Origin of the sequence: Micromonospora lupini str. Lupac 08, from assembly GCF_000297395.2 — a bacterium.
Taxonomy (GTDB): Bacteria; Actinomycetota; Actinomycetes; order Mycobacteriales; family Micromonosporaceae; genus Micromonospora; species Micromonospora lupini.
On the sequence record NZ_HF570108.1, the window covers coordinates 4000349 to 4022739 of the forward strand.

The 22391-nt window shown below is 74.4% G+C and carries 23 protein-coding genes; 19 read left to right on the top strand and 4 right to left on the bottom strand.

The window, feature by feature from the left end; all coding sequences use genetic code 11:
• Positions 1-14: 14 nt before the first annotated feature.
• Complete coding sequence (locus MILUP08_RS19490; RefSeq protein WP_007460750.1) at positions 15-1139, bottom strand: FUSC family protein; 1125 nt, start codon at positions 1137-1139, stop codon at positions 15-17.
• 90 nt (positions 1140-1229) lie between these two features.
• Here MILUP08_RS19490 and MILUP08_RS19495 point away from each other — a divergent pair, with 90 nt between their 5' ends.
• Entirely contained in the window at positions 1230-2168 is a 939-nt protein-coding gene (locus tag MILUP08_RS19495; protein WP_039908371.1) for an AraC family transcriptional regulator, read from the top strand.
• A gap of 15 nt (positions 2169-2183) precedes the next feature.
• On the opposite strand, the gene MILUP08_RS19500 is transcribed toward MILUP08_RS19495, so the two are convergent.
• Positions 2184-2813 carry a TetR/AcrR family transcriptional regulator gene (locus MILUP08_RS19500; protein ID WP_007460753.1) on the bottom strand — a complete coding sequence of 210 codons (630 nt, stop codon included), beginning with the start codon at positions 2811-2813 and terminating at the stop codon, positions 2184-2186.
• Between the two features lie 66 nt (positions 2814-2879).
• Here MILUP08_RS19500 and MILUP08_RS19505 point away from each other — a divergent pair, with 66 nt between their 5' ends.
• The 18 genes from MILUP08_RS19505 (at position 2880) to MILUP08_RS19590 (ending at position 21034) form a co-directional block, all read left to right on the top strand.
• Positions 2880-4043, top strand: a complete 1164-nt coding sequence (locus MILUP08_RS19505) for an FAD-dependent oxidoreductase (RefSeq protein ID WP_007460756.1) — start codon at positions 2880-2882, stop codon at positions 4041-4043.
• Between the two features lie 248 nt (positions 4044-4291).
• Positions 4292-5020: an LppM family (lipo)protein gene (locus MILUP08_RS19510; RefSeq protein ID WP_051065753.1), complete on the top strand. Its 729-nt coding sequence runs from the start codon at positions 4292-4294 to the stop codon at positions 5018-5020.
• A gap of 144 nt (positions 5021-5164) precedes the next feature.
• Complete coding sequence (locus MILUP08_RS19515; protein WP_007460760.1) at positions 5165-5500, top strand: hypothetical protein; 336 nt, start codon at positions 5165-5167, stop codon at positions 5498-5500.
• Between the two features lie 11 nt (positions 5501-5511).
• A complete protein-coding gene (locus tag MILUP08_RS19520) occupies positions 5512-6120 on the top strand; it encodes a hypothetical protein (RefSeq protein WP_007460762.1) in 609 nt (202 codons plus the stop codon).
• Positions 6117-6815 (top strand): carboxypeptidase-like regulatory domain-containing protein, encoded by a 699-nt coding sequence (locus MILUP08_RS19525; protein WP_007460764.1) that lies wholly within the window; start codon positions 6117-6119, stop codon positions 6813-6815. Before MILUP08_RS19520 ends, MILUP08_RS19525 begins: the two co-directional genes overlap by 4 nt.
• Positions 6816-6838: 23 nt before the next feature.
• Positions 6839-8116: a phage tail sheath family protein gene (locus tag MILUP08_RS19530; protein WP_007460765.1), complete on the top strand. Its 1278-nt coding sequence runs from the start codon at positions 6839-6841 to the stop codon at positions 8114-8116.
• 3 nt (positions 8117-8119) lie between these two features.
• The gene (locus tag MILUP08_RS19535; RefSeq protein ID WP_007460766.1) at positions 8120-8602 is read left to right on the top strand and encodes a phage tail protein; all 483 of its coding nucleotides are present in this window, start codon (positions 8120-8122) and stop codon (positions 8600-8602) included.
• A gap of 320 nt (positions 8603-8922) precedes the next feature.
• Positions 8923-9234 (top strand): hypothetical protein, encoded by a 312-nt coding sequence (locus MILUP08_RS35410; protein WP_144056966.1) that lies wholly within the window; start codon positions 8923-8925, stop codon positions 9232-9234.
• An 892-nt stretch (positions 9235-10126) separates the two neighbouring features.
• A complete protein-coding gene (locus MILUP08_RS19545) occupies positions 10127-11029 on the top strand; it encodes a CIS tube protein (protein WP_007460768.1) in 903 nt (300 codons plus the stop codon).
• Positions 11026-12618, top strand: a complete 1593-nt coding sequence (locus tag MILUP08_RS19550) for a contractile injection system protein, VgrG/Pvc8 family (RefSeq protein WP_007460769.1) — start codon at positions 11026-11028, stop codon at positions 12616-12618. Before MILUP08_RS19545 ends, MILUP08_RS19550 begins: the two co-directional genes overlap by 4 nt.
• Positions 12618-12956, top strand: coding sequence for a hypothetical protein (locus MILUP08_RS19555; RefSeq protein WP_007460770.1), 339 nt, complete (start codon positions 12618-12620; stop codon positions 12954-12956). Before MILUP08_RS19550 ends, MILUP08_RS19555 begins: the two co-directional genes overlap by 1 nt.
• The gene (locus tag MILUP08_RS19560; protein WP_007460771.1) at positions 12953-13381 is read left to right on the top strand and encodes a GPW/gp25 family protein; all 429 of its coding nucleotides are present in this window, start codon (positions 12953-12955) and stop codon (positions 13379-13381) included. Before MILUP08_RS19555 ends, MILUP08_RS19560 begins: the two co-directional genes overlap by 4 nt.
• On the top strand, positions 13378-16020 hold the full coding sequence (locus tag MILUP08_RS19565; RefSeq protein ID WP_007460772.1) for a putative baseplate assembly protein: 2643 nt from the start codon (positions 13378-13380) through the stop codon (positions 16018-16020). Before MILUP08_RS19560 ends, MILUP08_RS19565 begins: the two co-directional genes overlap by 4 nt.
• Complete coding sequence (locus MILUP08_RS19570; RefSeq protein WP_007460773.1) at positions 16001-16558, top strand: phage tail protein; 558 nt, start codon at positions 16001-16003, stop codon at positions 16556-16558. Before MILUP08_RS19565 ends, MILUP08_RS19570 begins: the two co-directional genes overlap by 20 nt.
• Positions 16555-17487 (top strand): carbohydrate-binding protein, encoded by a 933-nt coding sequence (locus tag MILUP08_RS19575; RefSeq protein WP_007460775.1) that lies wholly within the window; start codon positions 16555-16557, stop codon positions 17485-17487. The genes MILUP08_RS19570 and MILUP08_RS19575 overlap by 4 nt, the downstream gene beginning before the upstream one ends.
• Positions 17484-17942 carry a hypothetical protein gene (locus MILUP08_RS19580; protein WP_007460777.1) on the top strand — a complete coding sequence of 153 codons (459 nt, stop codon included), beginning with the start codon at positions 17484-17486 and terminating at the stop codon, positions 17940-17942. Before MILUP08_RS19575 ends, MILUP08_RS19580 begins: the two co-directional genes overlap by 4 nt.
• A 57-nt stretch (positions 17943-17999) precedes the next feature.
• A complete protein-coding gene (locus MILUP08_RS19585) occupies positions 18000-18752 on the top strand; it encodes a hypothetical protein (RefSeq protein WP_007460780.1) in 753 nt (250 codons plus the stop codon).
• 50 nt (positions 18753-18802) lie between these two features.
• On the top strand, positions 18803-21034 hold the full coding sequence (locus MILUP08_RS19590; protein ID WP_007460782.1) for a hypothetical protein: 2232 nt from the start codon (positions 18803-18805) through the stop codon (positions 21032-21034).
• On the opposite strand, the gene MILUP08_RS19595 is transcribed toward MILUP08_RS19590, so the two are convergent.
• On the bottom strand, positions 21006-21971 hold the full coding sequence (locus tag MILUP08_RS19595; RefSeq protein ID WP_007460783.1) for a DUF6807 domain-containing protein: 966 nt from the start codon (positions 21969-21971) through the stop codon (positions 21006-21008). The two genes, MILUP08_RS19590 and MILUP08_RS19595, sit on opposite strands and share 29 nt — an antisense overlap.
• Positions 21968-22315 carry a hypothetical protein gene (locus MILUP08_RS36270; protein WP_007460785.1) on the bottom strand — a complete coding sequence of 116 codons (348 nt, stop codon included), beginning with the start codon at positions 22313-22315 and terminating at the stop codon, positions 21968-21970. The genes MILUP08_RS19595 and MILUP08_RS36270 overlap by 4 nt, the downstream gene beginning before the upstream one ends.
• Positions 22316-22391: the final 76 nt, after the last annotated feature.

The following is a 22391-nucleotide window of genomic DNA, read 5'->3' on the forward strand; positions in this document are numbered from 1 at the left end:
CGAGGTGCGGGAGGTCAGACGGCGGGCAGGCCGAGGGCCTCGTCCACGCGGGCCAGGACGGCGGCGTCGTCGTCGGGGTGCACGCCCCGCAGCAGGTCGATGGCCGTCGCCCGGATCTGACCGATGATCATGGCGAGTGGGAGGGTCTGGGTCGACCCGAAGAGCTGCCCGGCCGTGCGGACGGCGGCCAGCGCCGCCGCGTCCGCCCGGACGGCGTGCCGGTCGGCAGCCTCCTCCTGCCCGTCCAGGTCGGCGGCGAGCGCCGCGCCGGCCTCCCGGACCGCCTCGACCAGGCAGCGCAGCGCCTCGCCCAGCTCCGGCGGCGTGGGGGTCCGCAGTCGACTGAGCGTCACCCCGGCGCGGGCCAGCACCCGGACGTTGCGGACCACGTAGTCGGTCTGCCGGATCGACTCGTCCACCGACCGCAGCCGGCCGATGTGCCGGCGACGGCGCACGTTGAGCCGCAGCGCCTCACCGGCGGCGAGCACGCCCTCGCGCAGCCCGCCGACCCGGGCGTCCATGCCCCGGGCCTGCGTCAGCGCGGCCAGCGCCGCCGACTCGTCGCGCCCGTCCAGCGCGTCGGCGATGCCGTCCACCAGACCGGCCAGCTCGTCGAAGGTCCGCCGCACCTCGGCGACGAGGGGGGCGAGCGGGTGCCGGGCGTCGACGAGGAGGCTGACGGCGAGGGCGACCGCGCCGCCGACAAGCGCGTCGACGAAGCGGAACGGGACCAGCGACCCGTCCGGTGGCGCGACCACCACCAGGTAGAGCGCGGACACCGCGGCCTGGACCAGGGTCACGCCGGTGGCGCCGAAGGCGACCGCGAGCACAACGGTGAGCAGGATGACGGTGCATACCGTCCAGGTGCTGCCGGGGCCGAGCGCCTGCACGACCAGGTCCGCGACGAGCACCCCGGCGGCCACCCCGAGCACGACCTCGACGGCACGCCGGATCCGCTGCCCGCGGGCCTGACCGAGCACGATCAGCGCGGCGGCCGGCGCGAAGAACGGCTGCGGGTGCCCGAGCAGGCGGGTGGCGAGCAGCCAGGCCACTGTCGCCGCGACTGTCGCCTCCAGCACCGGCCGCCAGCCCTGCCGCAGCCGGTGACCGGCGACCCGCAGGCCCCCGAACCACGCCATCGCCCCCACCTCCCGCCCCCTCGACCACGCGCCGGGCCGTCCACGATCACGGTGGCCGGAGCGTCCCTGGCGATCGTCTACCATCGCGCGATGGACCCGCTCACCGGGCTGCTCGACGGTCCCCGCGCCCGGGGCGCCTTCCTGCTGCGCTCGGTGTTCGACCCGCCGTACGCCCTGCGGATCGAGGATCGGGCGCCCCTGACCGTGGTGGCGCTGGTGCGCGGCGCCGCCTGGCTGGTGCCGGACGATGCTCCCGCCGCGACGCTGCGCCCCGGCGACGTGGCGGTGCTGCGCGGGCCGGACGGCTACCTCGTCGCGGACGATCCGGGCACCCCACCGCAGGTGGTGATCCACCCCGGTCAGCGCTGCACCACGCTGCGCGGCGAGCCGCTGACCGAGTCGATGGCGTTGGGGGTGCGCACCTGGGGCACCGGGCCGCACGGGTCGACGGTGCTGCTGACCGGGACGTACCAGCTGCCCGGGGCGGTGAGCCGGCGGCTGCTCGGCGCGCTGCCGCCGCTGCTGGTGGTCCCGGCCGACGAGGGGCGCGGCCCGCTGGTGCCGCTTCTCGCGCAGGAGGTGACCCGGGACGCGCCGGGCCAGGCGGCGGTGCTGGACCGGCTGCTGGACCTGCTGCTCATCGACGCGCTGCGTACGTGGTTCGGCCGGCCGGACGCCGCGCCGGGCTGGTACCGGGCGGCCGGCGACCCGGTGGTCGGCCCGGCCCTGCGGCTGCTGGAGGACGATCCGGCCCGGGGGTGGACTGTCGCGGCGCTCGCCGCCGAGGTGGGCGTCTCCCGGGCGGTGCTGGCCCGCCGCTTCACCGAGCTGGTCGGCGAGCCGCCGATGGCGTACCTGACCGGATGGCGGCTCGCGCTCGCCGCCGACCTGCTACGCGAACCGGACGCCACGCTGGGCGCGGTGGCCCGCCGGGTCGGCTACGCCAGCCCGTACGCGCTGAGCACGGCGTTTCGTCGGGTCCGGGGAATCAGTCCGCGCGAGCACCGGATCGGCGCCCCGACGGGCTGATCCCCGGCGCGAGGCTCAGCTCCCGGTCAGGGCGCGCAGCAGCGTGCGAACGGCGCCGGCGAGGTCGGCGCGGCTGGCCGGGCTGTCGGGGGGCGGGGCGGTGAGCGCGCCGGCGCCGACGAGACGGTCGAAGAGCAGCCCGTCGACGAAGGCGACGAACTGGTCACCCTGCCGGTCGGGATCGGTGGCCCCGGCCCGGGCCAGCAGGTCCCGTGATTGCGCCCGCAGGCCGGTGCCGTGTTGCAGGATGCCGCGCAGCTCCGGGCGGTGGACCGCCTCCAGCAGACAGGCGTAGCGGGCGAGCGTCCGGCTGCGTCCGGTGCTCAGCCAGCGGTCGAGCACCTCGGCCACCCCGGTGGCGAGCCGGTCGAGGTCGTCGCCGTCGAGCCGGGGGCCCGGCGTCGGGGACGGCGGGTCGGTGGGCAGGTCGTACGCGGCCAGGTCGGTCCGGTCCCGCTCGGCGAGGCGTCCCACCACCGCCTCGATCAGCGCCTGCCGGGTGCGCAGGTACGCCGAGGTGGTGCCGGCGGGCAACCCGGCGCGGCCGTCGACGGCCCGGTGGGTCAGCGCCCGCATGCCGCCGTCGGCGATCAGTTCGATGGCCGCGTCGGTAAGCAACGCGATCCGGTTGGCGCGGGCCGTCACGGGTCTCCTTCCGGTCGAGGTCCCCGGGTAGTATCGCTCTTCTACAGGTGTAGAAGGGCGGACGGCATGGACGAACCACACGCGGTGGTGGTCGGCGGCGGCATCGGCGGGCTGAGCGCCGCGCTCGCCCTGCACCGGCGCGGATGGCGGGTCACCGTGCTGGAACGCGCCCCCGAACTGCGCGAGGTCGGCGCCGGGCTGACCCTGATGGCCAACGCGCTGCGCGCCCTGGACGCCCTCGGCCTGAGCCCGGCCCTGCGGTCCAGCACGCATGCCGAGGCCCCCGGCGGGGTCCGCGACCGGCGGGGCCGGTGGCTGTCCCGGGTGGACGCGGCGGAGATGATCCGGCAGCTCGGCACCAGCGCGCTCGGCATCCACCGGGCCACCCTGCACCGTCTCCTGGGCGAGGCGCTGCCCGCGTCGTCGCTGCACACCGGGGCCGACGTCGAGCACGTCGAGTCCGAAACCGACCACGCCACGGTGCGGTACCACGGTCCCGACGGCCCGCGAACCCTGGACGCGGACCTGGTCGTCGGCGCCGACGGTCTGCGCAGCCGACTGCGCGCCCAGCTCTGGCCGGAGATCCCCGCCCCGGTGTACGCGGGCTCGACGACCTGGCGGGCCGCCGTCGCGTTCCCCGAGCCGATCCCGACGGCGATCACCTGGGGGCCGGCCGCCGAGTTCGGCATGGTGCCGATCGGCGAGGGCCAGCTCTACTGGTACGGGGCGATCACCGCCCCGCCCGGCGGCCACGCCCCGGACGAGCTGGCGGCCGTACGGGACCACTTCGGCGCGTGGCACGAGCCCATTCCCGCGCTGCTGGCGGCGACCCCACCCGGGGTGGTCCTGCGCAACGACATCCACCACCTCGCCACGCCGCTGCCCTCGTACGTGCGGGGGCGGGTGGCGCTGCTCGGCGACGCGGCGCACGCCATGACGCCGAACCTCGGACAGGGCGCCGGCCAGGCGATCGAGGACGCGGTGGTGCTCGGCGCGGTCTGCTCCGGCGGCGCGCAGGGGTTGCCGACCGCCCTGGCGGCGTACGACGAGCAGCGTCGCCCCCGCAGCCAGTCCATCGCCCGCGCCTCCCTGCGCGCGGGGCGGTACGGCCAGCAACTGCACAACCCCGTCGCCCTCGCCGTCCGTGCCGCCGCGCTGCGCCTCACCCCGCCCAGCGCCACGCTGCGGAGCATGACGTGGTGCGCCGACTGGCGACCCCCGACAAACTGAACTCCGGTCACAAAGATCAGATTCGGGTGCGGTGGACCCAAAGCTCCAGTCTATTGTTTTGCGCCGCTCTCCGCCCCGGTCACATACGACAGTTCGCGGGTACAATCGGCGACTGCGTTGTGACCGATCGCTGACTGCTCATGGTGAAAGCGATCACACACACTGAGCACATGAACAGGAGAGTCAACCGCGGTAGGGCACTCCGCGTCGCGGTGTGTCTCCTTCTTCTCGCCGTGTTGAGCGGCTGCATGCAACTCAACATCGGGCTCACCGTCAACGCCGACGACACGGTCGACGGGCAGTTGCTGCTGACCGCCCAGAAGTCCGTGCTCAGCGCCCGGAACAAGAACATCTCGGCGGCGTTCGCGGAGCTGCGGCAGAACATTCCCGCGCTGCCGCCGGGCGAGGAGACAGGCTACGAGGACGCCAAACTCTTCGGCAGCCAGATCAATTACCGCAAGGCACCGCTGGCGGGCTTCGACAGCGAGAGCGTCAAACTGGTCCGGGACGGTGATTTCTACCGTTTCACATTGCCGCTGGACCCGAAGAAGTACGGCGGAAAAGTAGCCCAACAAAATCCGCAGCAGCAGCAGGCGTTCCTCACGCTGATGTCATTCGAGATCTCGGTGACATTTCCCGGCCGGGTGGTCGACACCAATGGGACCGTCAACGGTCGGTCGGTGACGTGGAAGGTGGACTCCAACCAACCCAAGCCGACTGAGCTGCGCGCCGTCGCCGAGGCGCCGCCCCGGCCGTCGGCCTCGCCGGCAGCCGCCGACTCCGACTCCGGCGGCTTTCCGTGGCTGCTCGTCGGCGGCGGCGTACTCCTGCTGCTGGTGCTCGCCGTGGTGGGCGTACTCCTGGTGCGTCGCCGTCGCCCGACGGCGCCGGCCGCACCCACGACGGCCGCATCCGGGCCGACCACACCCGGGCCGACCTCGCCGGGCCCGCCCGCCGGCACGCCCGGGCCCGGCTGATCCATCCGGTGGCCGGCCCCGCCGGCCACGTCCGGCCCCGGCCGCCCCGTGACGACGGCGACCGGCGCCGGTGCTCCGCCCCGGAGCACCGGACCTCACCACCACCACATCCCGGTCGCACCATCGCAGAAAAGGGGGATCGCCATGAACGATCTCTTCACCTGGGCCGCTCTGGGGACCATCGCCGGCGCGAGCGCCGCCACCCTGCTGGCCACCAACGTCATCGGCGCGCTGATCGGCCCGAGCGGCGACAAGGTCCGCAAGTGGATCGCCATCGCCATCGCGCTCCTGCTGTCCTACCTGACCGCGGCGTTCGCCGACGAGGTCGGCGGCGAGAAGTGGATCATCGCGTTCTTCAACGCGCTGGTGATCTTCTCCGCCGCGCTCGGCGTCAGCCAGTTCCCGCCCGGCAACCGGCAGGCGACGCCCACCCAGCTCGCGAGCGGTCGCGAGCCCCGTGTCTTCCGCTCGTGGGTCTGAGGAGTGACGTCATGATCTTCGGAATTCTCAGCGCGGTGATCCAGGTGGCTCTCGGCGCCGTCCTCGGCCTCCTGGCCGGCGGCCCGGTCGGCCTGCTCGTCGGCGCCGTCGTGGGCCTGGTGGTCGGCGTGGTGTTCGGCTGGGCGGTCACCTCCGCCGGGGTGTACGCGCCAGACGCCCGCGGCATCTTCCTCTTCGTCGTCGACCACACGTGGAGCCTGCTCAACACGCTCGTCGGCGCCATCTACCTGGCCGTGCACCTGATCTTCGGGCACTCGCTGGACCGGCCCACCTCGGCGGGCAGCGGCCGGGTCAGCGTGGTGGAGGGCGTCTCACCCCGCTACGCCACCACCATCGGCACCGTCTGCGCCGGCTCCAGCTCGGGCATCCAGCGCCACGAGGACGTCCACATCTTCCAGGGACGCCTGCTCGGCCCGCTCTACATCCCGCTGGTGCTGGCGAACTACGTGCTGTTCACCATCGCCCCGATCTGGCTGCTCTACCACGACCACACCAACGCGCCGATCAACCGGTTCACCCGCTACTTCGAGATCGGCGTCTACCCGCACGTCTGGAACGAGGCCATCGCGTACCGGATCCAGGGGACGCCGCCGCGATGACCACCGACGGGCGCGGACCGATCGAGACGGCCACCGCCGAGCTGGCCGCATGGCTGACCAGCGCGGCGGGGGCACCCGTCCCGGTCGGCCCGCCCCGCGCGTACGGCGACGCCGACGGATTGACCCTGTGGCCGTTGGAGTTGCGCCCGGCCCGACAGACGCGCTCCAGCGGCGCGGTCCGCGAGCCGTACCGCTTCACGGTCCGTTACCTGCTCTGCGTGGCCGGGCCGGCCGGGCTGGCCGTCCTGGACCGCGTGCTCACCGCCGCCACCAGCGACGGCAGCTACCCGGTGGTGCTGGAGGCCGGCGCGGCGCCGCTGTGGAGCGCGTTCGGCGCCGCGCCCCGCCCGGCGCTGCTGATCGACGTGCCGGCGCAGGTGGACCACCCGACGCCGGCCGCACCGCCGGTCCTGCAACCGCTGCGGCTGCGTCAGCTCTCGATGCGCACGCTCACCGGTCGGGTGGTCGGCCCCGAGAACCAGCCGCTCGCCGCCATGCGCGTCGAGCTGCCCGGCACGGCGTCCGCGACCCGCACCGGCCCCGACGGCCGGTTCCTGATCGTCGGGGTCCCGCACGACCCCGAACACCCCGGCCCGGTACGACTGCGACTCCGCGGGCGCGGGCTCGTGCTCACCGCCGACGTCGACGCGGGCGAGGACGACATCGTCATCGTCTGCGCGCCACCGACCCACTGACGCCCACCCGTACAGGAGGACCGATGCCCAGCTACTTCTCCCCCGGCATCTACGTCGAGGAGGTCCCCAGCGGCGCCCGACCGATCGGACCGGCGAGCACCAGCATCGCCGCGTTCGTCGGCGTCGCCCCGAACCGCGGCGCCCACCTGGGCAAGGCGGTACCGGTCAACAACTGGACCGAGTTCCTGCGGCTCTTCGCCGAGGGAGACGAGATCGAGAGCACCCCGCTGGCCCGGGCCGTGTTCGGTTTCCTGGACAACGGGGGCGCCCGCTGCTGGGTGGTAAACGTCGGCGAGGGCGGCGCCATCACCGGCGCCGGCCAGCGACGCGGTGGCCTGCAACTGCTGGAGGCCATCGACGAGATCTCCATCATCGCCGCTCCCGGCTTCCACGACGTGGTGTCCCACGAGGCGCTGCTCAGCATGGCCGAGCGCACCCGCACCATGGTGGCGATCTGCGACCCGGCGCCGGACATCGACGACATCTCCGCGCTGACCCGGGTCGCCACCCCGTCCTCCGGCAAGCCGCCCAAGCCGAGCGACGGCCCGGGCGGTGGCGCGGGAACTGGTGCGGGCGGCGGCGGTGGTTCCGCCAGTGCCGCCGGTCCGGGCGGCTCGGGTGGGCCCGAGGGGCCGGCGTTCCGACCCCGCCAGTCCGAGTACGGCGCGCTCTACTACCCGTGGCTCCAGGTGCGCGACCCGATCAGCGGGGAGCTGGAACTCACCCCGCCGAGCGGGCACCTCGCCGGCATCTGGGCCCGCACCGACGCCCTGCGCGGCGTGCACAAGGCGCCGGCCAACGAACCCGTCCGCGGCGCGGTCAACCTGGGCTACCTGGTCACCCGATCGGAGCACGACGTGCTCAACCCCAAGGGTGTCAACGTGATCCGCTACTTCGCCGGCGAGGGCATCCGCGTCTGGGGCGCCCGTACGCTCGCCGCCGAGGCCAGCGAGTGGCGCTACCTCAACGTACGACGCCTCAGCATCTCCATCGAACAGGCCATCGCCAACGGCACCCGCTGGATGGTCTTCGAGCCGAACGACTTCACCCTCTGGCGCTCGATCCGGCGCGACATCGGGGCGTTCCTCACCCGGGTGTGGCGCGACGGCGCGCTGCTCGGGCGCACCCCCGACGAGGCGTTCTTCGTCAAGTGCGACGAGGAGACCAACCCGGTGGACGTCCGCGACGCCGGCATGGTGATCGCCCACATCGGCATCGCCGTCGTCAAGCCCGCCGAGTTCGTGGTGTTCAAGCTGAGCCAGTGGGCCGGCGGCACCGAGACCGAGACGATCGGAGGCTGACCCATGCCCACCACAGCCACCCCGCAGCCGGGCGCCCCGGTCGACCCGTACCGGGCGTACAACTTCCGGCTCCTCATCAACGGCGTCACCAACGGCCACTTCACCGAGATGAGCGGACTTGAGGTGAACATTCCCGGGCAGCCGTACCGCGAACACGGCCCCGGACCGACGCGGATGGTCCCCGGCCAGGCCGAGTACGAGCCGGTGACACTGCACTTCGGTCTCACCGCGTCCCGCGAGCTGTGGGACTGGGTGAACGCCACCGCCCAGGGCACCCTCAACCGCCGCAACGTGTCGGTGGTGCTGCTGGACTCCGTGGGAACCGCCGAGGTGCTGCGGTGGAACCTGATCGACGCCTGGCCCACCCGATGGCGTGGCGCGCACCTCAACACGGTCAGCCACGAGATCGCCATCGCGTCGCTGACGCTGCGCTACGAGGGCCTGGAGTTGGAGACCGGCGGTGCCGCCGCGCCGACGCCCGCGTAGGTGGCTGGCCGGTCGGCTCCGCTCGGCGGCCGGCGCGGTGCAGCGCCTCGCCGGCCGCGTCGAGACCACAGGTGTGCCCGCGGAGGCGCCGCGTCGTCTCGGGGAGCCGCCGGCGCACTGGCTGAACCTGGTCGCCGCACACGCCCCCGGCCTGCTGCGCGAACTGGACCTCGACCCGTCCCATCCCACCACCGCTTGGGTAGGCGGCCGCGACGACCACCCTGGTTGGTCCGACGCCGACGACGTGGCGTCGACCGCCCCTCGGCAGTCCATGATGGAGGGGCAGCTCGGCTCCGTAGAGGAGGAGTCCTGGTCCCACGGTGACCGGGCCGGACTCCGCGCGCCCGGCACGGCCACGCAACCCGATGGTCGCGGCGATCGCAGCGGCGACGGCGGTCGTGGTGGTCGCAGCGGTCGAGGCGGTCGTGGCGATCGCAGCGGTGACGGCGGCGGCCGTGGCGGTGAAGGCGGTCGCAATGGTCGCGGCGGTCGCGGTGGCCGAGGCCCAGGGGCAGCCGGCCTCGACACGACAGGCGGCCTCGACGCTGCGAACGGGCTCGGCACTGCGCCCGGACCCGGCACCGCGATCGGGCTCGGCTCGGCCGAGAACCGCCGCAGGGCAGGCAATCTGAGCGCGGCGGGCTGGCCCGGCGCGGCAGGCGGCTTTCCGACGGTCGGCGGGTCGGACGCCGCCGGCAGGGCGGACGCCGCCAGCCGGGACGGACGGCCAACGGGTGAGTTCGGAAGGTCGAGCCGGGCGTCGGGTGCTACCGGCCGACCAGGCCGTTCGGGGATCGGCGGCGCTCTCCCGAGCGACGCCAACCTGAGCGGTGCGAACCTGAGCGATGCCAACCCGAGCAGCGCCAACCCGAGCGACGCCGGCCCGAGCGACGCCGGCCCGAGCGACGCCGGCCCGAGCGACACCGACGACGCCATTCGGGCGTCGGGCAGACGGGGCCCGCTGCCAGCGTCCTCGGACGGGAGCCGGCTCCTGCCGGGTCGGCTGGTGGATGGCTGGCGCCGTCGCGACCAGTCCCGGCGGGACGCGGCACCGCAGTCGACCGTGTCGGCAACGCCCGCCCACGCGGTGGCATCGACACCCCGAGGCGACACCCCATCCGTACGCGGACTCCCACCGGGCAGGCCCTCCCCCCGAGAGGCCCTCCCCCGGGAGATCTTGGAAGATTCCGGCCCCTCCCGGGGCACTTTCCTTCCACGATCTACTGCCGACGGCGGCGGCCGTGCCGCCGGGGGTGGGTGGTGGCCCGACCTGCCGGGCGAACCGGCGCGGCCGGGCGGCGAGCCGGGTAGGCGGCACGCCGAACACCTCCGGCGCAGCCACCGTGCCCCGGGCGCGACGAGTGGCCGGCAATCGTCGGCCGACACGGCGTTCCGGGCGGCCGAGGCGGCAGTCGTCGACCCGTGGCCGGAGCTGCCGGACGACGGACCGCTGTGGACGGTGCCCGGGGCGGGACTGGACGCGCCGCACGTGGACCGCCTGGACCGGGAACAGGCGGGCGACTGATGGAACGCGTCGCCTTCCTCATCGACTCCTCCGGAGAGCGGGTGGACTGCCTGCTCAACCCGGAGACCGTGCAGGTGACCCGGCTCGCCGGCGTCCGTCATCGGGGCGCGGGTGGTGGGCAGCTCACCGGGTCCGGTCTGGCCGACGACCCGCTGGTCTTCACCGGCGGTGGTCGTACGGAGCTGGTGCTGGACCTGCTGTTCGACGTCGACTTCGTCCAGGCGCAGGTCCGCCCCGCCGACGTACGGGTGCTCACCCGGCCGCTGTGGATGCTTGCCGAGAACTCCACCGCCGAGCACGGGTGGCTGCGCCCGCCGCTGGTCCGACTGGTCTGGGGCAAGACGTGGAACGTGCCAGGTGTGATCGTCGCGGTGGCCGAGCGGTTCGACGCGTTCACCGGCACGGGCTCGCCGCGGCGTTCCTGGCTGCGGTTGAAGCTGGTCCGGGCCGCCGAGACGGCCGATCAGGCGCAGGCGGGTTTCGAGGAGGAACTGGCCGCGGTGAGCACCCCGGCCGCCGCCCCGGGCAGCGCCGTGGTCGCCGCCGGTGACGGCGCCGCCGAGCCGGGCCGCTCCGGGGTGCGCTTCGACCTGCTGGCCAACGACGCGCTCGGGTCGCCGCTGCGGTGGCGGTTGCTGGCCGAGCACAACCGGATCGCCGACCCCCTCGCGGTGCCGGCCGGCACGACCCTCGCGGTCCCCACCGGCGCCCCGGGCGGTGGCGGGCCGGAGTCGACGCTTGCCGGGATGGCGCGGGCGGTGGCCGGCGCGGTGGGCGCCGGCGCGTCGTTCGTGGGCACCTCGATCGCCACCGCGAGCTGGGCCACACCGACCGGTACGACAGCCGCCAGCACCAACCCGGGCGGCACGCCATTCGGCACCGGCTCGGGGAGTACGCCATGACAAGCGTCGCGCCCCGCGCGCTGACCGTCCTGCTGGACGGCGTGGAACTGAACGCCGCGGCCCGACAGCGGATCCGCTCGCTGCGGGTGGCCGCACGACTCGACCAGCCCACCCAGGCCGAGCTGGTGCTCGCCACCGCTGCCGGGGGTGGCGCTCTCGACCCGGCGGCGCGGCCGGGCACGACCCTCGACGTCCGGCTCGCCGAGCATTCCGACGCGCTGTTCACCGGGGAGGTCACCGCCGTGGAGGTGGAGTACGCCGCCGACGGCGCGGCAGTGCTGCGCCTGCGGGCGTACGACGCGCTGCACCGGCTGCGCAAGCGGCAGGACCTGCGGGTCTTCACCTCGGTGACGGCGGCGGAGCTGGCCCGTGAGCTGTGCGGGGAGGTGGGGTTGACCGTGACGGCGGAGAGCGACGGGCCGCGACTGGACCGGCTGCTCCAGCACCGGCACAGCGACCTGGAGCTGCTGCGGGAGGTCACCGGCCGGGCCGGGCTGCACCTGGCCGCCGACGGCGACGACGTCCGGCTGATCACCCTCGCCGGCTACGGGGAGCCCGTCGCGCTGAGGTTGGGCGCGAGCGTGCACACCCTGCGGCTGTCCACGAACGCGGACCGGGCCAGCGGCGCCAGCGCCGCACTGGGCTGGCATCCGCAGCGGGCCGAGGCGATCAGCCAGCAGGCCGACGAGGCGCGCTGCGGCCGGCCGGCCGGTGACCGGCCGGACCCGGCCGACGTGGGCGCCGACGGGGTACGCACCGCCGTCGACCAGCCGGGGCGCAGTGACGACGAGTTGGCGGCCCTCGCTCAGGCGCGGCTGGACCTCCGCGCCGCCGCGCTGGCCACCGCCGAGGGGGTCGCCGAGGGTGATCCGGCGCTGCGGCCGGGCCGGCGGATCGACGTGACGGGTGTGCCCGACCCGCTCGCCGGTGCGTACGTGCTGACCGAGGTGGTGCACACGGTGGACGGCGACGGGCACCTGACCCGGTTCTCCACCGTGCCACCGGCCGCGCACCCCGGCACGGCGGGCGGCGCCGTGGTCACCCTCGGCACCGTCACCGACGTGGCCGACCCCGACGGGCTGGGCCGGGTACGGCTGACGCTGCCGGCGTACGGGGACCTGGACGCCGGCTGGCTCGGCGTCCTCTGTCCCGGTGCGGGACGCGGCAAGGGCCTGGTGGCGCTCCCCGATCCGGACGACACAGTGCTTGTGGTGCTGCCCGGCGGCGAGCCCGCCTCGGGCATCGTGCTGGGCTCGCTGTTCGGCGCCGTCGAGCCGTACGACGCGGGTGTCGACGACGGGAGGGCCCGCCGCTGGTCGCTGCGGACGGCCGGCGGGCAGTCGATAGTCGTGGACGACGTCCAGCGCAGCCTGCGGCTCGGCACCGAGGGCGGCAGTTGGCTGGAACTCACCCCCGACCTGGCCACCCTGCACGCGGCGAGCGATCTGGTGATCTCCGCGCCGGGCCGGGCCATGGTGATCCGCGCCCGCAGCGTGGACTTCCTGCACGCCGAGGCGACCGAGGATCCGACCACCGCGGCGCAGCAGGCCCGTTCGCTCGCCCGCGCCCACCACGAAGGAGGCGGCTGATGCGCTGGATCCACCGCGACTCGATGATCACCTGCGACCACGACGGCCGGGTCGAGAACCAGCCGTCGCAGCGGTGGGTGACAGTCACCGCCGTGCCGGTGCTGGTGGACGACGACCCGGAGGGACGAAAGATCATCGCCTGCCCGAACTACGGACCGACCATCAAGCCGTGCGCAAAGACGCTTACCGTCCGGGTCGGTTACAGCGACTGGCTGCGCGTCGACGGCCACAAGGTGGTGCTCTCCCACCTGGAGGGGTTCACCGACGGCACACCACCGGGCATGGTCCACCACACCGTCCGCGACCCCCGACAGCAGTTTGTGGGGGCGGACCGATGAGGGCGTTCCGTTTCGTCGGCGCGGGCTTCGACGCCGGCCGCAGCGGCGGGCTGGCGCTCACGGCGGCCGGTGGCCTGGCCATGACCGAGGGCGACGAGAGCGTACGCCAGGCGCTGTTTCTGTTGTTGTCCACGACGCCGGGCGAGCGGTTGATGCGACCCGGGTACGGGTCCCGGCTGCACCGGCTGATCTTCGCGCCCAACGACGACACCACTGCCGGTCTGGCCATCCACTACGTCCGGCAGGCCATCGCCCGGTGGGAGCCCCGGGTCGAGGTCATCGACGTCGACGCCGGGCCGGACCCGGACGACGCGTGGCGGCTGGTGATCCGGCTGGACTACCGGGTGCGGGCCAGCCTGACGCCCGGGCAGTTGATGTTCTCCGTGGACCTGCTCCCCGCCGACGACTCGGGAGGACAGTCATGACGCTGCCCGTTCCGCACCTGGACGACCGTGGGTTCCTCGACCTCGTCACCGAGGCCCGCGAGCGGATCCAGCAGTCCTGCCCCGCGTGGACCGACCTGTCGGCGCACGACCCGGGCATGGCGCTGGTGGAGGCGTTCGCGCACCTGACCGAGGTGATGATCTACCGGCTGAACCAGTTGCCGGAGAAGGCGTACGTCTCGTTTCTGAACCTGCTCGGGGTGGCGCGGCACGCGCCCACCGCGGCCTGGGCGGACGTCGTGTTCACCCGCGCCGGCACCGACCGGGGCACGGTGCGGATCCCGGCCGGCCTGCGGGTCGCGGCGGCGCGCGGCGCCGATCCGCGACCTGTCGTGTTCGTCACCACCGAACCGGCGGTGCTGGCCGCCGGGGAGGCGTCGGTGACGGTCCGGATGCACCACTGCGAGCCCGTCGCGGCCGAGCTGCTGGGTGTCGGCACCGGCCAGCCGGGCCAGGTGCTGCGGGCGGCCCGCGCCCCGCTCGCACACACCGGCGAGCCACTGGACCTGCTGCTGGGGGTGGAGGTGCCGGCCGGCTCGGTGGAGCTGGGGGCGGCGGCCCGCGAGCACGACGGCCGCACGTTCGAGATCTGGCAGCCGGTGGACAGCTTCGCCGGGCTCGGCCCGCAGGCCAAGGCGTACCTCGTCGACCGCTGCTCGGGCACCGTCACCTTCGCCCCGGCCCTCGACCTGCGACCGCCCACCGGTCCCGGCGAACCCGCCGCCGCGGGCGGGCCGACGTCGGTGACGGTGACGGCGGTGCCGCCGGCCGGGCGGCAGGTCCGGCTCTGGTACCGGGCCGGTGGCGGCCCGACGGGCAACGTGGCGGCCGGCACGCTCACCAGCATGCGCGACCCACTGCCCGGGGTACGGGTCGACAACCCCGCGCCCGCGGCCGGCGGCCGGGAGATGGAGGCGCTGGAATCGGTGCTGCTGCGCGGCCCGTACGAGTTCTTCGCCCAGCAGCGCGCCGTCACCGCCCGCGACTTCGAGGTGCTGGCCACCAGCTCCGGCGCGGTGGCGCGGGCCCGCGCGTTCACCCGCTCGGCCGTGTACAGCTTCGCCCGCCCCGGTGAGGTCGAGGTGGTGCTGGTGCCGTACGTGCCGCCGACGGCCCGCCCGGGTGGCCGACTGCCGGTGGCGGTGCTGCGCGAGCACGAGGTGCCCGAGGCACGCCACCGCGTCGAGGGGGACCTGGAGCAGCGCCGGATGGTCGGCATCCGCTCCCGCGCCACCTGGGCCCGGTTCAAGGCGGTGTCGGTGCGGGCCCGGGTGGTGGTGCGCCGCGAGGAGGACGTGGACGCGGTCCGGCGACGCATCCACGACCGGCTGCACCAGACGCTCAGCCCGCTGCCCACCGCGCTCAACCCGACCGGATGGCCGTTCGGTGAGCCGCTGCGCGCGTCGAACGTGTACCGGTTGTTGGAGCACGCCGAGCCGGGCGTGCGCTACGTCGAGTCGGTGCGGTTCGTGGTCGACGAGGCGCCCGACGCCGACGTGCGCGCCCTCGCCGTCGACCAGTACCAGCCGCGCACCTGGTACGCCGGGCGCGGCCCGGTGCTGTTCCGCTCCAGCAACGGCGGCTCCGGCTGGGAGCCGGCCGGCCGGTTCGACGACGAGACGGTGCTGCGGGTGGCGCCCGCTCCCGCGCCGGTGCGACCGGGCATCGTCCCGCGTCCCGGCTCGGTGGCGGTGGTGACGCTGCGCGCCTCGGGCGGCTCCCGGGTGCACCTGAGCACCGACCTGGGTGAGACGTGGTCGCTGCTGACCGACCTGGACTCCCGCATCTCGGACGTGGCGTGGCTGGACCGCGACGGCGCCGGCGCGCTGCTGGTGGCGACCGACACCGGGCTGTACGAGGTGTCGCTGCTGCCCGGTGCGGTGCCGTTGCAGATCCTCGTCGACCCGTCCGACGCCGACCGGGGCTTCTACGCCGTCCGCGCGTTCGTCTCCGAGCGGGGCGCGCCCGGTGTGGCGGTCGCGGCGCAGGCCAGCTTCGGGGTGTACCTGTCGACGGCCGGCGGCCGGCCGGGCAGCTTCGCGCACGTCGGGCTCTCCAACGTGGACAACCGGGTCCTCGCCGTGCAGTACGACGGCCCGGCCACCCTGTTGTGGAGCGGCGCCGGCGAACCGGACCCGAAGAAGCCCGGCCAGGGCTGCCACCGCACCCGGCTGTTCGAGTCCGACGTGCAGTGGCAGACCGTGCAGGCCGGCTGGGTCGGCGGGACCTGCCGGGACCTGACGTTCGCCGGCGGGCTGGCCCTCGCGGCCACGCAGAGCGGTGGGGTGTTGCGGCTGGACACCCTCGCGGCCCAGCCGCAGTGGCAGTCGGTGTCGGTCAACTGCGGGCTGCCGTTGCGCGACCGGACCCGGTTCGTGCCTGTGGACGGCGTCGCCGTGAGCGGCCCGGCGACAGTCGGCGCGAGCGGTCCCACGGCAGCGGACCGCCTGGTCCTGGCCTGCGGTGAGCGCGGCGTGTACCGCAGCGCCGACGCGGTCAACTGGACCGCAAGCGCCAACCAGGCCACCGCCGACGTGGTGACCGTCCCGGACACGTGGCTGCTCTGCTCCGGCGAGCACGACATCGAGGTGGTGCGCCAGGATGCGACGCTCGGCGATTGAGCGGCTGCTGCCCGCCGCCTACCAGCGGGCGTGCGTGCCGGGCAGCGTGCTCTGGGCGCTGCTGGACGTCATGGAGGGGCTGCACGCTCCGGACGAGGCCATCCTCGCCGAGGTGGACGCCCTGTTCGACCCGTACCGGGCGCCCGACCACCTGGTCGTGCGGCTGACCCGCTGGGTGGCGATGGACCACGTGGTGGCCTCGCCCCGACCGGACGCCCCGCTGCCGCTGCCGGTGGGCCGGCTGCGGGACCTGGTGGCCAACGCCGCGCTGCTGGCCCGGTGGCGCGGCACCCCGTACGGGCTGCGCCGGGCCCTGGAGCTGGCCACCGGGTTGCCGGGCTTCGTCATCGACGAACCCGACGAGCGGCCCTTCCACATCGTGGTGCGGGTGCCGGCGGCCGCCGCCGGTCAGCTCGCCGTGATCACCCGCATCGTCGAGGCGGAGAAGCCCGCGTCGACCACCGCCGAGATCGTCGTCGCCGCTTCACCGCCGGCCACCACGCCGAGCGCGGCACCGACCGCAGAGGAGCCGTCATGACCACCGAATGGACAGTCGTCGCCGCCGCTTCGCAGTTCACCCTGGACGCCGCCAACCACGGCGAGTTGACCTTCACCGTCTCCAATCCGGGGATGGCGCCGGACACCGTGGTCTTCGACGTGGCCCCCGGCGAGGGCAGCCAGCGGGCCTGGTTCACGGTCACCGAGCCGCAGCGGGTCGTCCCCGGGCAGGGCTCGGTCTCCTTCCTGGTCCGTCTCGCCGTACCGCCGGGCACCGCGCCGCGCCGCTACGACATGACCGGGTTCGCGTACTCGGCGAACACCGCGCCGGAGGAGAGTTCCCGCTCCAGCGGCCGGGTGACGTACGAGGTCAAGGCGGTGGCCGCGCCGAAGCGGACGCCCTGGCCGTGGATCGCGGCCGCGGTGGCGCTGGTGCTCGTGGTCGGCGGCGTGGTCGGCTACCTGCTGACCCGACCCGACGGCACCCCCACGCCCGGCGCGCCACGGGTGGTGACACTGGAGGCGGAGAGCCTGGTCGACGGCGCCCGGATCGAGTCACCGGCGAAGACCGCCGCGGCGGTCGGGGCGCAACCGAACTGCTGCGACGTGACCTGGTCGGGCGACAAGCAGCTGTTCTTCACGGGCCTGGCGCCCGGCGACCGGGTGAGTGTCACAGTCGACCTGCCCGCCGACGCCGTCTGGCGGTTCTCCACCAGGCGCACCACGTCGTTCGACTACGCCAACACGATCTGGCAGGTCGACGGCACGCAGCTCGGCGGCACCTTCTTCGGCTTCACGCCGACGGTGATCCTGCAGGACTTCACCGACGTGGGCACCGTCCGGCTCGGGTCGGGGCGGCACACGCTCACGCTTGTCGCGGTGGGCAAGACGCAGGGCTTCGACAGGTACTTCGCCGGCGTGGACCAGATCCGCTTCACCGAGGTGACCGGGGCGGTCGCGCAGCGATGAGCGGTCGGCAGAAGGTGCTGCTGGTGACAGTGGCGGCGCTGCTGGTGGCGTTCTTCGTGCTCGCCGTGGGCGTCTCCGGCGGCGACCGGGGCCGCGCGGACGATCCGCCGGGGTTCGTCGAGCGGCTGGGCCGGCTCGCCGGTGGGAGCACGAGCGTCGACCCGGCGACCGTGCAGGCCGACTGCGACCGCACCGGTGACGTGCTCAGCTTCGTCGGCGGCTGCGCGGTGCGGGTCGCCGACCCGGGCGAGCTGCGGACGCTTGTGCTGCGCAGTGGCCGGCCGTTCGTGGTGCGCGCTCCGGCGCCCCGCGACGCCGACCTCACCGTGCGCTCCGAGGTCGAGCCGGACGACGGCGGCGAGGCGGTCGCCCGGATCGCCGTCGACAGTGCGGTCACCGTGCTGCTGAGCTGCCCGGGAGGTGTCGGATGCACGGTCACCGTCGCCGCCGACTGACCACGCCGCCGGCGGGTCGCGCGCCCGCCTCCCGAGACGACCGCGAGGAGACCCGACATGGGTGACCTGCGCAAGCCCTTCCTGCTGCTCGCGCTTGTCGCGGTCACGCTTGTGGTCCTCATCGAGGTCGGCTCGTCGCTGCTCACCGGGGGCGGGGACGCCACCGGCGCGCTGCTCGCCAATGCGGCGGACCTCGGCGTGGAGGTGGACGGCGGCGGAATCAGCGAACCCTCCGGACGGGGCACGAGCTACCTGGCCCTGATCGACGTGGTGGCGCTGTGGACCACCGGCCTGTTCTGCCTGAGCCTGGTCGTGCCCGAGCGGGTGCAGGGCCGGATCCAGGGCGTGGCGACGCTGATCTTCTCGATCCTGCTCATCCTGGGCTCGCTCGTGCTCCTGATCATCGCCTTCGTGGAGCTGACCATCATGGTGTCGCTGTTCCTGGCGGTGCCGTTCGGCACCCTGGCGTACCTGGCGTTGTGGGGCTTCTTCCCGGTGGGCGAGGCGAGCCTGCTGCTGGGCCTGGCGCTGATGCTGAAGCTGGTCTGGGTGGTGCTGCTGCTGCTCGCCCAGCCACGCTTCGCGCAGAACAAGGGCCTCGTGCTGCTGGCGCTCACCACGCTGCTCTGCACCGTCGTGCTGGAGTTCCTGCACCGGCTCGTCCCGGTCATCGTGGTGAGCATCCTCGACGACGTGGGCGCGCTGGTCTTCGCCATCGTGGCCATCATCTGGGGCCTGGTGCTGCTGATCGGCTCCATCCCCGCCATCGTCAAGTCCGTGCGGGTGACCGCGGCCCTGCCCGCCCGCTGACCTTCGCGGTATCGGCAACGCGACGGTGAATTGTCTGTGACCCTGACGGCGTGGACGGGACGCCGGCGTGCGACGCGGTGGAGCTGCGCGTACACGGCATATCCGGGGTGAGCGCGGAACGGATCCTCGACCACCCGATGGTGATCCGCGTCGCCGGCGACCGGCACGCGGGCTTCTTCCGACCACGCCCCGGCAGCGGCACCGCCGGCGGAGCCGCCGCCGGGGTTGCCGTCGAGGCGTACCGCTGGGGGTCGCTGACCGCCGGCGCCGCCGTCCGGACGGCCTCGATGCTGCTGTTGCTGCCGTTCATGCTCAGCAACCTGGCGATCTGGATGCGGCCACCCGGGCGCGACAGGTGGGGGCTGCTCGGCATGCTGTGCCGTCTGCTCGCCGGCACCCTCACCACCACCTTCGTGTTGGCGATCGTCGGCGTCTCCCTGGATCTGATCGGCTGGCAGTGCGTCCCGTACCCCGGGTGCCGAGCCGGCCGTCCCTACCTGGCCTGGCTCCACACGCTGCCGTCCGGCCCGCGGCTGGCCCTGCTGTCGATCGTCCCCCTGGTCGCGCTTCGGGTGGTCTGGGCGATCGGCACCCGGTCCGCGCGGGCGTTCGAGGGTTTCGGTCCGTCGTCCGCCCAGCACCCCACCGGCGGAACCGACGATCTCGATGACGCGGGTTTCTGGAACGACGAGCAGACGACCGGTTGGCTGCGCCAGATCCACGTCGCCCTGGGCGTCGGCACCCTGGACGTCAGCCTGCTCGCGGGCATCTCGCCGGGCGGCCTCGGCGCAACCGGGCACCTCGTGCAGTTCGTCGCAGCCGTCGGGCTGCTCGTGCTCTGTGTCGTCCTACTCTGCCGGCCCGTGCCCACGAGTACGGCACAGAGCCGGCGTCTGCTGCGGCCGCTGTGGGCGGTCGTCGTCGCGGTGACCGCGCTGTGCCTCGTCTCGGCAGTCCTCGCCGGCGCGATGCCGTCCGGTTCCGGCAAACTGCCCGGCTACGAGGGCGCCGCCGCAGGGGTGGTCGCGGCGCAGGGTGTCCTGCTCATCGTCCTGACGGCCGTCACGTACGCCCGCCAGCGCGGCTCGTCGCCCGGCGACCACCGCCCCTTCCTCCACGGGCTCGGCACCCCGATCGTGGCAGCGGCGGCGGTGTGCGTCGGCGCGGCCTTCACCGCCAGCCTGGTCTACCGGACGGCCGACACCCTCGACCACGGTGACATTCCCGACCCGATCCGACCCAACGCGGCAATCGTCGGCCCGCTGGAGCCGCCGGTCGCCTACTGGTGGGCGGCGCTCGCCGGACTCGCCGCGCTGCTGATCGGCGCGGCGGCCGCCTCGGCAACGCTCCTGCTGAGCCGTCGGCGGCGGCGCGGGCTGGCCGCGAACATCATCGAACGGGACTATCCGAACGCGTCGCCGGAGGACGCCCACCGGCTGCGGCTGGTCCGGGAGACCATCGCGCGGTCCCGCGTCACCGAGGAACTGGGACCGGTGCTTGTCGCGTTCCTGGTGATCGCGTCGCTCGGCCTGGCCACCGTCGCCCTCGACGTGATCGGGATCGGTCCCACCCAACTCGCCGCCCGCCTCGGCGGAGGGGGTGGTGCCGCGGGGCTGCTCGTGGCGTATCTGACCGACGCGGGTGTCTGGGTGATCAGTCTGCTGGTGGTCTGCCTCCTGATCCTCGGTTTTCGCGCGTACCGGTCGTCCCAGACCCGTCGGCTGGTGGCGGTGCTGTGGGACCTCGGCACCTTCTGGCCGCGTACGGTGCACCCCTTCGCGCCGCCCTGCTACGCCGCCCGCGCCGTCCCGGAGCTGGCGAAACGGGTCACCGGGCTCGCCAGGCGGGGGCCGGTGATCCTCTCGGGGCACAGCCACGGCTCGGTGCTCGCCGCCGCCACGATCCTGCAGCTACCGCCCGCAGTGCTGGCCAGGGTCTCGTTGCTGACCTACGGCTCGCCGCTGGGGCGCACGTACGCCCGGCTCTATCCCGCGTACCTGGGACCGCGGACGCTCGGCGACCTGGGCGAACGGATCGGGTGGCGGTGGCGCAACCTGTGGCGGGACACCGATCCCATCGGTGGGCCGGTCTTTCCCGCCGACGCACCGCCGCCGCGCGCCGACCCGGCGGCCGGCGAGGTCGACATCCGGCTCCGCGATCCCCGAAGCCTGACCATCGACCCGGCGGACACCGTGCCACCCCCGATCGAGCGGCACTGGCCGTACCACACCCAGGCCGCGTACCAGGTGGCGGTCAGCGAGCTGGCCGACCGGTCCCGCTGATCAGCGCCCCGGCGGTGGCGACGTCCAGAGCGCCGTCGGCGACGACCACCCGGTGTCGGCCGTGTCGCGTCTCGCCGGCCCCGACGGTGACCGGTCGCTCGAAGGCGAAGGCCACCCCCACCCCCGGATACATCGCGGTCCGCGTGAACCATCGGTCGCCGTCACCCAGACCGTCGAAGACCAGGGTGTACGTCCGCCCGTCCGGCCCGGCGCCGACGAGGGCGACCCACGGCTCGGCGGAGCCGTTGACGGCCTCCTCCCCCGTCGCGGAGGCGCTGAACACCGAGGCGGGAGCGGCCGAGACCGCCCGCCAGAAGAACCCGCCGTAGCCGGCCCCGCCGGGACGACCGTTGGTGGCCGGACTCCCAAGCCGCACGTCCCGCCCGGCGGGGGCGCTGAGCGTGTAGTCCACCTCCAGCCGCCAGGCCGACAGCTCCCCGGCCGGCCCCGGCCCGGTCAGGGCGACGGCCGCGAGGTGGCGTCGCTCGGTGAGCAGCACCGCACCGCCCGGGTCACGCCACTCCAACCGGTGGGCCAGTCGGTCGTCGGCCCGCTGCGACCAGCCGGTGTGCGCGATCCGCCCGTGGTCGTCGCGCCACGTGTAGCCGACGTCGCGCACGTAGGTGCGCCCACCCCAGAGGTTGGTGCCGTTGACGTCCTGCACGGCGAGCGAGGCGCCGAGATGCCACACGTGGTCGGCGGGGTGCGCGTCGGTGACCACCGTCCCGCCGAGGGTGCGTACCGGATGCAGGTACGGCCGGGGACCGTGCCGCGCGTCCACCGCCGGGTCCACCACGTACCGGGCCACCTCCGTCCCGCCGACGAGCAGCCGCGCCGGCGCCTCGGTGGCCGTCGCGACCTGCGCGGGGCCCGCCCTGTCGCTGCCGGGATCGGGGCCCGCCGCGGCACTGCCGGCGGCGGTCGGGCCGGCGCTCACGGCAGCTCCGGCTGGGCGGAGACCGGCCGGCGCCCTGCGACGGCAGCGGACTCCGACCGCCTTCCGTCCACATCGCTGGGAGCCGGCCGGCGGCCGGCGACGGCGTGCAGGGCGGCCACCGTGTAGCCGGCGAGGATCGGCACGGCGACCGGGGTGACCAGGACGGCGAGCAGCCCGGCCAGCGTCGTCACCCCGGTGAGCGCGGCCCAGCGGGTGGGCGCGTCGAGGCAGGCGCGGGCGGCGGTTCGGGCCGCGACCCGCCACCGCCCGCCCCCGTCGCCGCCCACCTCGACGACGACCAGCCCGGCGTACCCGGCCAGACCGGCCGCGACAAGCGCGGTCACCGCCAGCGCCGGCGGGCCGCCCCGGCACCCGGCCGGCGGCCAGCGCCGCCAGGTCGGCGGCGAGCAGCCCGGCCAC

What these genes read in the sequence shown, in the direction of transcription:
- MILUP08_RS19490 (WP_007460750.1), bottom strand. Translation starts at nt 1,139, where the DNA reads ATGGCGTGGTTCGGGGGCCTGCGGGTCGCCGGTCACCGGCTGCGGCAG.
- MILUP08_RS19495 (WP_039908371.1), top strand. Translation starts at nt 1,230, where the DNA reads ATGGACCCGCTCACCGGGCTGCTCGACGGTCCCCGCGCCCGGGGCGCC.
- MILUP08_RS19505 (WP_007460756.1), top strand. Translation starts at nt 2,880, where the DNA reads ATGGACGAACCACACGCGGTGGTGGTCGGCGGCGGCATCGGCGGGCTG.
- MILUP08_RS19510 (WP_051065753.1), top strand. Translation starts at nt 4,292, where the DNA reads ATGCAACTCAACATCGGGCTCACCGTCAACGCCGACGACACGGTCGAC.
- MILUP08_RS19515 (WP_007460760.1), top strand. Translation starts at nt 5,165, where the DNA reads ATGAACGATCTCTTCACCTGGGCCGCTCTGGGGACCATCGCCGGCGCG.
- MILUP08_RS19520 (WP_007460762.1), top strand. Translation starts at nt 5,512, where the DNA reads ATGATCTTCGGAATTCTCAGCGCGGTGATCCAGGTGGCTCTCGGCGCC.
- MILUP08_RS19525 (WP_007460764.1), top strand. Translation starts at nt 6,117, where the DNA reads ATGACCACCGACGGGCGCGGACCGATCGAGACGGCCACCGCCGAGCTG.
- MILUP08_RS19530 (WP_007460765.1), top strand. Translation starts at nt 6,839, where the DNA reads ATGCCCAGCTACTTCTCCCCCGGCATCTACGTCGAGGAGGTCCCCAGC.
- MILUP08_RS19535 (WP_007460766.1), top strand. Translation starts at nt 8,120, where the DNA reads ATGCCCACCACAGCCACCCCGCAGCCGGGCGCCCCGGTCGACCCGTAC.
- MILUP08_RS19545 (WP_007460768.1), top strand. Translation starts at nt 10,127, where the DNA reads ATGGAACGCGTCGCCTTCCTCATCGACTCCTCCGGAGAGCGGGTGGAC.
- MILUP08_RS19550 (WP_007460769.1), top strand. Translation starts at nt 11,026, where the DNA reads ATGACAAGCGTCGCGCCCCGCGCGCTGACCGTCCTGCTGGACGGCGTG.
- MILUP08_RS19555 (WP_007460770.1), top strand. Translation starts at nt 12,618, where the DNA reads ATGCGCTGGATCCACCGCGACTCGATGATCACCTGCGACCACGACGGC.
- MILUP08_RS19560 (WP_007460771.1), top strand. Translation starts at nt 12,953, where the DNA reads ATGAGGGCGTTCCGTTTCGTCGGCGCGGGCTTCGACGCCGGCCGCAGC.
- MILUP08_RS19565 (WP_007460772.1), top strand. Translation starts at nt 13,378, where the DNA reads ATGACGCTGCCCGTTCCGCACCTGGACGACCGTGGGTTCCTCGACCTC.
- MILUP08_RS19570 (WP_007460773.1), top strand. Translation starts at nt 16,001, where the DNA reads ATGCGACGCTCGGCGATTGAGCGGCTGCTGCCCGCCGCCTACCAGCGG.
- MILUP08_RS19575 (WP_007460775.1), top strand. Translation starts at nt 16,555, where the DNA reads ATGACCACCGAATGGACAGTCGTCGCCGCCGCTTCGCAGTTCACCCTG.
- MILUP08_RS19580 (WP_007460777.1), top strand. Translation starts at nt 17,484, where the DNA reads ATGAGCGGTCGGCAGAAGGTGCTGCTGGTGACAGTGGCGGCGCTGCTG.
- MILUP08_RS19585 (WP_007460780.1), top strand. Translation starts at nt 18,000, where the DNA reads ATGGGTGACCTGCGCAAGCCCTTCCTGCTGCTCGCGCTTGTCGCGGTC.